This window comes from Mycobacterium sp. TH-M25, assembly GCF_057473665.1.
The window spans coordinates 1-7,891 of record NZ_JBYCLA010000059.1 but is presented as its reverse complement, the minus strand read 5'-3'; the positions used below and the strand labels follow the sequence as shown (position 1 = coordinate 7,891).

General features: G+C 64.9%; 9 protein-coding genes and 2 tRNA genes. 5 read left to right on the top strand and 6 right to left on the bottom strand.

Annotated features, from left to right (window positions below):
* From rpmG to AC2VOU_RS02290, 3 genes are all read right to left on the bottom strand, one after another.
* The coding region (gene rpmG, locus AC2VOU_RS02300; RefSeq protein ID WP_486955900.1) for a 50S ribosomal protein L33 at window positions 1-161 on the bottom strand (161 nt) is incomplete at its 3' end.
* Window positions 162-196: 35 nt separating this feature from the next.
* Window positions 197-270 (bottom strand) — tRNA-Met (locus AC2VOU_RS02295).
* Between the two features lie 52 nt (window positions 271-322).
* A tRNA-Thr gene (locus AC2VOU_RS02290) sits at window positions 323-395 on the bottom strand.
* Window positions 396-513: 118 nt separating this feature from the next.
* Here AC2VOU_RS02290 and AC2VOU_RS02285 point away from each other — a divergent pair.
* The 3 genes from AC2VOU_RS02285 to AC2VOU_RS02275 all read left to right on the top strand — a co-directional run bounded on the left by AC2VOU_RS02285 (window position 514) and on the right by AC2VOU_RS02275 (window position 2,850).
* Entirely contained in the window at window positions 514-1,230 is a 717-nt protein-coding gene (locus AC2VOU_RS02285; RefSeq protein ID WP_486955899.1) for an MBL fold metallo-hydrolase, read from the top strand.
* A gap of 65 nt (window positions 1,231-1,295) precedes the next feature.
* Window positions 1,296-2,141 (top strand): hypothetical protein, encoded by an 846-nt coding sequence (locus AC2VOU_RS02280; RefSeq protein WP_486955898.1) that lies wholly within the window; start codon window positions 1,296-1,298, stop codon window positions 2,139-2,141.
* A gap of 13 nt (window positions 2,142-2,154) precedes the next feature.
* Entirely contained in the window at window positions 2,155-2,850 is a 696-nt protein-coding gene (locus AC2VOU_RS02275) for a crotonase/enoyl-CoA hydratase family protein (protein WP_486955897.1), read from the top strand.
* Here the strand turns inward: AC2VOU_RS02275 and AC2VOU_RS02270 are convergent.
* Genes AC2VOU_RS02270 through cynS form a run of 3 tightly spaced genes read right to left on the bottom strand, consistent with a single transcriptional unit; the run spans window position 2,847 to window position 5,710 of the window.
* Complete coding sequence (locus tag AC2VOU_RS02270; protein WP_486955896.1) at window positions 2,847-3,857, bottom strand: patatin-like phospholipase family protein; 1,011 nt, start codon at window positions 3,855-3,857, stop codon at window positions 2,847-2,849. The genes AC2VOU_RS02275 and AC2VOU_RS02270 overlap by 4 nt on opposite strands.
* Window positions 3,854-5,200 carry a DUF2254 domain-containing protein gene (locus tag AC2VOU_RS02265; protein WP_486955895.1) on the bottom strand — a complete coding sequence of 449 codons (1,347 nt, stop codon included), beginning with the start codon at window positions 5,198-5,200 and terminating at the stop codon, window positions 3,854-3,856. Before AC2VOU_RS02265 ends, AC2VOU_RS02270 begins: the two co-directional genes overlap by 4 nt.
* A 54-nt stretch (window positions 5,201-5,254) precedes the next feature.
* Window positions 5,255-5,710: a cyanase gene (gene cynS, locus AC2VOU_RS02260; RefSeq protein ID WP_486955894.1), complete on the bottom strand. Its 456-nt coding sequence runs from the start codon at window positions 5,708-5,710 to the stop codon at window positions 5,255-5,257.
* Between the two features lie 204 nt (window positions 5,711-5,914).
* Between cynS and AC2VOU_RS02255 the strand changes: the two genes are divergently transcribed.
* Both AC2VOU_RS02255 and AC2VOU_RS02250 read left to right on the top strand, forming a co-directional pair.
* Window positions 5,915-6,355: an SRPBCC family protein gene (locus AC2VOU_RS02255; RefSeq protein ID WP_486955893.1), complete on the top strand. Its 441-nt coding sequence runs from the start codon at window positions 5,915-5,917 to the stop codon at window positions 6,353-6,355.
* The coding region (locus tag AC2VOU_RS02250) for a sulfatase-like hydrolase/transferase (RefSeq protein ID WP_486955892.1) at window positions 6,352-7,891 on the top strand (1,540 nt) is incomplete at its 3' end. The genes AC2VOU_RS02255 and AC2VOU_RS02250, both read left to right, overlap by 4 nt.

Genomic DNA, 7,891 nt, shown 5'->3' with positions numbered 1-7,891 from the left:
GTCTCGCGGTGCGCCTCGTGCTTGCCGCAGTTGGGGCAGAATTTCTTCAGCTCCAACCGGTCGGGGTCGTTGCGGCGGTTCTTCTTGGTGATGTAGTTGCGGTGTTTGCACACCTCGCACGCCAAGGTGATCTTGGGCCGTACGTCGGTACTGGAGGCCACGTCGGTCCTTCTTTCCGGTCTTCGTTGTCGTCTTGTAGCGATGGCCGGACTTGAACCGGCGACCTAACGATTATGAGTCGTTCGCTCTAACCAACTGAGCTACACCGCCTCGAGACTGCTTTGCCTTCGTTCCGGGCCGCCTGCCTGCTCGGCGTCCGCCGAGCCCCCTAACGGAATCGAACCGTTGACCTTTTCCTTACCATGGAAACGCTCTACCGACTGAGCTAAGGGGGCCGCACCCGAAATGACCGTTTTGGTTACGTCTCGGGCCTAAAAGAGGGTACAGCCTGCTCCGCGGGGGCACCAAACGGTGAGGTTTACCGCTTGTCGCAGACCCGCCTAGGCTGTTCGAGTGCCCGATACCGACCAGCTGTACTTCCGCCAACTGCTCTCCGGTCGCGACTTCGCCCGGGGCGACGGCATTGCGACGCAGATGCGCAACTTCGCCTACCTGATCGGTGACCGGCAGACCGGCGACTGCGTCGTGGTCGACCCCGCCTACGCGGCGGGCGACTTGGTCGACACGCTGGAAGCCGACGGCATGCACCTGTCCGGCGTGCTGGTCACCCACCACCACCCCGACCACGTCGGGGGCTCGATGATGGGCTTCGAGCTCAACGGGCTGGCCGAGCTGCTCGAGCGGGTCAGCGTTCCTGTCCACGTCAATTCCCAAGAGGCGCTGTTTGTTTCGCGCGTCACCGGAATACCGATGAGCGATCTGACCACGCATGAGCACGGCGACAAGGTCAGCATCGGCGATATCGACATCGAACTGCTGCACACGCCCGGGCACACCCCGGGTAGCCAGTGTTTCCTGCTCGACGGCCGGTTGATCGCCGGCGACACGCTTTTTCTGGAGGGCTGCGGTCGCACCGATTTTCCCGGCGGAGATTCCGACGAGATCTTTCGCAGCCTGCAAAAACTTGCGCAGTTATCCAATGATCCGACAGTATTTCCCGGACACTGGTATTCGGCGGAATCGAGCGCCGCGTTGTCGGAGGTCAAGCGCTCAAACTTCGTTTACCGGGTCACAAATCTGGAACAGTGGCGAACGCTGATGGGCGCATAGCAGCAACGAACGTCGGCTCTCCAGCGAATTTTCACGCAGCCAACTGCGTCACGTAGGGGGAAGCTATGGGTTCGATGGAATGGATCCGCGGTCGATGGCATGAGGCCGCGGTTACCGACTCCGCCACCTGGCTGGCGTGGGCCGCGTGGGCGCTGCTTGCGCTCGGCGTCATCGCGCTGGCCTACGCGAATGGCCATATCCGGCGTAATCGCCGACTCGAATCAGAACAAGCCCGCCCGCACGTCAGCATGTTCATGGAACCGCACGCCGCTGACTGGCATGTGATCGAACTGGTTGTGCGCAACTTCGGCAAAACCTCCGCCTACGACGTGTCGTTCACGTTTCCGCAGCCGCCGACCGTCGCCGAATACGAGAACGCCGCCGACGGCTACGCCGATGTCGTCGAGCTACAACTTCCCAGCCAGCTGCCAACGCTGGCGCCTGGCCAGGAATGGCGCACGGTGTGGGACTCCGCTCTCGACCGCGCCCAGCTGGGCGAGGGCATCGAATCGCGTTTCCCGGGCACCGTGAGCTACTACGACCGCGCCGAAATCCCCCGCGGTTGGAAATTCTGGCGGCGTCCCCGCCGCCCGCTGGAAACCAAGGTGGTGCTCGACTGGGCGTCGTTGCCGCCGGTGCAGCGAATCGAGTTGATGACCAACCACGACCTGGCCAAGCGGGAAAAGCAGAAGCTGGAGCTGCTGCGCACCCTGATGACCTACTTCCACTACGCCACCAAGGAAACCCGGCCGGACGTGTTCCGCACCGAGATCGAGCGGATCAACCGGGCGGTGGACGAGACCAAGGACCGCTGGCGCACCCGGCAGATCGAAGCGCCACCGACCGATGTCCACGTGCGCTGGGACACCCTCGACGACGAACTCGGCAAGCACCGCAGCAGCCGGGTCTGATTCAATCGCTGCTATGAGCAGTCCGGTCACCTATCGTCTCGACGATTCCGTCGCGTTCATCACCATGGACGACGGCAAGGTCAACGTCCTCGGCCCGACGATGCAGCAGGCCCTGCAGGAGTCCCTCGACCACGCCGACCGCGACGAGGTCGGCGCAGTCGTCATCGCGGGAAACCATCGGGTTTTCAGCGGCGGATTCGACTTGAAGATCTTCAATTCCGGTGATGTCCAGGCCTCCATCGACATGCTCAAGGGCGGCTTCGAGCTCTCGCACCGCCTGCTGTCATACCCCAAGCCGGTGGTGATGGCCTGCACCGGCCACGCGATTGCGATGGGCGCCTTCTTGCTGGCGAGTGGTGATCACCGGATTGCGGCTCCGGCCTACACCATTCAGGCCAACGAGGTCGCGATCGGCATGACGATCCCCTACGCGGCGCTGGAAGTGATGAAGCTGCGGCTCACTCGGTCTGCGTTCCAGCAATCGGCCGGACTGGCGAAAACATTCTTCGGTGAGACGGCGGTCGCCGCGGGCTGGGTCGACGAGATCGTGCTGCCCGACATGGTCCTCAGCCGAGCCGAAGAGGCCGCCCGCGAGTTCGCCACGTTGAAGCGGCACGCCCACGTCGCGACGAAGTCGCGGACCCGGGCCGACGCATTGGCCGGTATTCGAGCCGGAATCGACAACATGGCAGCCGAATTCGAGGGCTAACCGACGGTTCGGCGGAACCGCTCGAGGTATTGCTCCCAGTTCCACGTCGACAAGAAGGCGATCGCCTCGTTGTACCCGTTCTGATAGAGCTCTTGCTTCTGCTTGTCCTTGATGCCGAAGTCGAGAAAACCGATTTTTGACGAGTCGACCCGGATCGTCCGTGAGCTTACCGACGGATGGCTCAGGTGGGCCTGGTCGCGGCCGACGATCATCGTGGTGATCAGCGCCTCGAGTAGCGGCGGGCCGCCGAAGAGCCAATTCACCGGCGCCAGAGCCGGAATCACTTTGTCGTTGCCCTGCGGCAGGTTCGGCAGCAACGTGACGCCGAACGTCGGCCAACGTGGCGGCCCGCCGTCGCGCCGGTCGAACGAGTCGATCGGGAAGTTCGACAGCATGCCGCCGTCGACCAGTGTCGACGTCAGGCCACTGCTGCTGGTCAGCTTGGCGGTCTGGAAAAAGAACGGGATCGACATCGAGGCGCGGACGGCATCGGCGACCTGCTGCTCGTCTGGGTCGAGCCCGTAGACTCTGCGATAGTCCCACGGCAACCGGACCAGCTGGCCGGTGGTGACGTCGGTCGCGGTGACCACCAGCCGGTAACGCTGTTCGGGGGGCAGGTGCGGGGCGTCGATGGCCAGGTCGGCGAAGGTGCTTACGCCCAAGTTGGCCAGCTCCGAACGGATCCAGTCGTGTGCGTAATCGCCTTTGTAGATGCCCGTTTCGCTGAGCACACCCCACGCCGGGCCGAGCAGCGGAATACCGGTGATGCGCGTCGGGTCGAGGAATTTTTTGTACGGCAAGCTCATGGTGAGCTGCTCGACCTGCTCGGGAGTCAGTTCGTCGGCGCCTGCCGCCAGGATGGCGCCGACGACGGAGCCGGCCGAGGTGCCGGAGACCCGCTGGATCGCGTACCCGGCTTCCATCAGCGCGACGACAGCCCCGGAAAGGCCGATACCCTTGACGCCGCCGCCCGAGAGGACGAGGTCAGCCTTGAGTTCGGAGTTCACATCACCACCGTAGCGGCAGGGGCGATCAGCGTCATGACCGCCTCGAAGCGCTGCGTGACGTCGTCGCGGTCGGACGCGTCGGCAACAGTGGCGAGGTTCGATCGCTGGATCGCCTCAGCTTGCCGGATCAACGCTGTCCGGTGTCGCCGGTCCGGAACCTGTTCGATCACCTTGGCGATCGCGTCGAGTTGTCGAATCATGATGGCGGGCATGCCAATCGCGGCCTGACGGATAGTATCGAAGGTCCGCTCCACGAGCCGGTCGAAGCTGGGCTCGAAAGCGATGACGCGAATGTTGCCGTCGCCGTCGCGGCGCACTCGATGCGGATGCCAGAGCGGAGCGATACGGCACAGACAATCGGCGATCCAGTCGACGCAGGTCATCCCGGTGAACGTGTCGTTGACGGCCGGCGACAGCGCACGCAAGGCAATCTCGACCAGCTGGTCGAACCCGAACGAAACATCCTGCGGGAGTGTGCGATAAGCACCCGCAACGTGACCGAGCGCGAGGCGATCGGCCACCGACGCAGCCGCTTCCGGCGGCCAAACCCGGGCGATCACCTGCCCGGCAACCATGAAATGCCCGGGGCGATGCGGCAACTGGACGACCGCGTTGGCCTTCGCGGCGATGTTGACCAGCACATCGTGCCGAATGACCTGGAGGTAGCCGCTGCGCGGTGTGCGGATCGGGGCGCCGGACTCGGCCAACCGTGCCAGCAGTTCCTCGTGCGAGGGGCCGCGGGCCACGCCGACGCCGAAGGCGTTGGAGTTCTCCATCGCCGTGACCTCGTTGACCAGGGTGGTGGCGATGTTGGCGATCACCACCGGAAGCTGAATCATGGTCGCGATGTGGTTGAAGAAGTAGATCAGCACCGCCACATCCACCAGAGTGAGCAGCAGGGTCAGCGTGATCGACAGGTGCGGCACGAAATCACCGTGCGGCCCACCCCCGACCGAGACCAGCGCGATCATCGCATAGCAGAAGCTCGCCACGAACGTACCCAGCGACACCTGCGTACCGGGATCGCGCACGAAGTTGCGCAGCATCCGCGGACCGAACTGCGTCGAGGCCAAGGTCAGTGCGACGATGGTGATGGAGAAGACGATGCCGACCACGGTGATGATGGCCGCGGCGACAGTGGCCAGCAAGACCCTCGCGACGTCGGCGGTGCCGCTGAGCACCCAGGTAGGCAGCGTGATCAAACCGTCGTAGGCCGAGCGGTCAATGGCGTAGGTCAGGCCGAAAAGCAGGACGAAACAGATGGTTTCGAGCACGGGAACGAGCCACAGATTGGTACGCAGGGCTTCGCGACGCCAATCGGCCTCGGTGTATGGACCGCGCATTCCACGAAATGTTAGGCGCAGTCGGTTCTCGACATCGGCTTATTGACGGATTATTTACGCCTTCGCCGAAACCCACTCGTAGGGAAGGAATTTGCCGTCGAACGTCACCACGACGCGATCGCCCGCCGGATGCGACTTCTTCTGCAGGTCGATGCTGAAGTTGATCGCGCTCATGATGCCGTCGCCGAAGTTCTCATGGATGAGTTCCTTGAGCGCCGGGCCGTAGACCTGCAGCGCCTCGTAGAAGCGGTAAATCGTCGGGTCCGTGGGAATCGCGGTCGGCAGTCCGCCCCGCGTCGGCACCGCGGCCAGCACCGGAATCGCCGACTGTTCGAGTCCCAGCATGTCGACCAGCACCTGGGCCGCCTCGGCGGGAATCGGATGCTGGCCGAGCAGGGCCGCGGTGGTCCACACCACCGGTTTGTCGATCGCGTCGGCCAACTGCTGCCAGGTCAGGCCTTTGCTCAGGCGGGCGAGCACGATCTGCTCGGTGATCTCGTTGCGTTTCATGCTGACCAGCATCCCCCGAAAAGCAGTGTCCGCAACCTGATTCACCCGAAAGACGCCGGCGAACCGTCGGTGCCGACCAGAACTGTCCGAGCGGGGCGGTCACGTCAAGATGCGGTTGAGATCCTGATCGCTGACAACTACATGGAACCTCGCGGGCATCGCGTACTGGCTGTTTAGCTCGCCGGCGGCGCGTACCGTGAGGCGGTGGCCGCCATCGACCGCAGCCGAACCATCGCGGCTGACCCGCAAGTCATCTGGGATACGCTCGCCGAATTCGGCTCGATCAGTACATGGGCGGGCAACATCGACCACTCGTGCACGCTGATCAAGGGCAACGAGCCGGTTGGCACCACGCGGCGGGTGCAAATCGGCCGCAACGCTCTGGTGGAGACGATCACCGAGTTCGACGCCCCGCATGCGCTCGCCTACGACGTCGACGGGCTGCCGAAGCGGGTTCGGCGGTTCACCAACCGCTGGAGCCTGCGGCCAGCCGGCAACGGCACCGCCGTCACATTGACCAGCGCGGTCGACATCGGTTCTGGCCCGGTACACAAGCTCGCCGAGCACGCCGTGTGCCGCATGCAGGCCAGACAGTCCGACATCATGCTCGCCGGCCTCGCGCAGCGATTGGAGAGCACACCGTGACCGGTCAACCCGACATCATCATCGTGATGACCGACGAGGAACGCGCGATCCCGCCGTACGAGTCGCCCGAGGTGCTTGCCTGGCGTAACCGAACTCTTCACGGGCGCACATGGTTCGACGAGCACGGCGTCAGCTTCACTCGGCACTACACCGGTTCGCTGGCCTGCGCGCCCAGTCGACCGACGATCTTCACCGGACACTACCCGGATCTGCATGGCGTGACTCAGACCGACGGCCTCGGCAAGATGCCCGGCGACTCGCGGATGCGCTGGCTCCGCCAGCGCGAAGTGCCCACCCTGGGCAATTGGTTTCGCGCCGCCGGCTATGACACCCACTACGACGGCAAGTGGCACATCTCGCACGCCGACCTGCACGATCCCAAGGGGACCGTCATACAGACCAACGACGCGAACGGCGTCGTCGACCCGGTCGCGGTACAGCGCTATCTCGACGCCGATCCCCTTGGTCCGTTTGGCTTTTCGGGGTGGGTCGGCCCCGAGCCACATGGCGCACTCGCGGGTAACGCCGGAGTGCGCCGCGACCCGCTGGTCGCTGACCGCGTCGTCGCCTGGCTCACCGGCCGGTACGCGCGGCGCCGCGCCGGCGATCCTGACGCGCAACGCCCATTCCTGTTGGTGGCCAGCTTCGTCAACCCGCACGACATCGCGCTGTTTCCGGCTTGGCTGCGCCGCAGCCCGATCAAGGCGTCGCCGCTGGATCCGCCGCACGTGCCCGCGGCGCCGACCGCCGACGAGGACCTCGCCACCAAGCCGGCGGCGCAGATTGCGTTCCGCGAGGCCTACGCCACCGGCTACGGTCCCGCACCGGTGATCGAACGGGCGTATCGCGGCAATGCGCAGCGCTACCGCGACCTGTACTACCGGTTGCACGCCGAGGTCGACGGGCCGATCGACCGGGTGCGCCGCGCGGTCACCGAAGGCGGATCGGACAACGCGGTGCTGGTGCGGACCTCCGATCACGGCGATTTACTTGGGGCACATGGTGGTTTGCACCAGAAGTGGTTCAACCTCTACGACGAGGCGACCCGGGTGCCGTTCGTGATCGCCCGCATCGGGGCCGGGGCGACGTCGGCGCGGGAGGTGTCGGCACCCACGTCGCATGTCGATCTGGTGCCGACGCTGCTGGCTGTGGCGGGCGTGGACGTCGATATGACGGCCGACGAGTTGGCCGAGTCGTTCTCCGAAGTGCATCCGCTGCCGGGCCGCAACCTGATGCCGGTGGTCGACGGCGGGATGCCCGACGAGGGTCGCGGCGTCTACATCATGACCCGCGACAACATCCTCGAGGGCGACACCGGCGCCTCGGCAGTAGCGCGCCGGTTACGGTGGACGGCGAAACCGCCTGCACCGATTCGCATCCGAGTGCCCGCGCATGTCGGGTCGAACTTCGAGGGTCTGGTGGTCCGAGTCGACGGCCAGCTGTGGAAGCTGGTCCGCACCTTCGACGACCCGGCGACCTGGACCGAGCCGGGAGTGCGTCATCTGGCGGCGAATGGGCTTGGCGGCGAAGCGTATC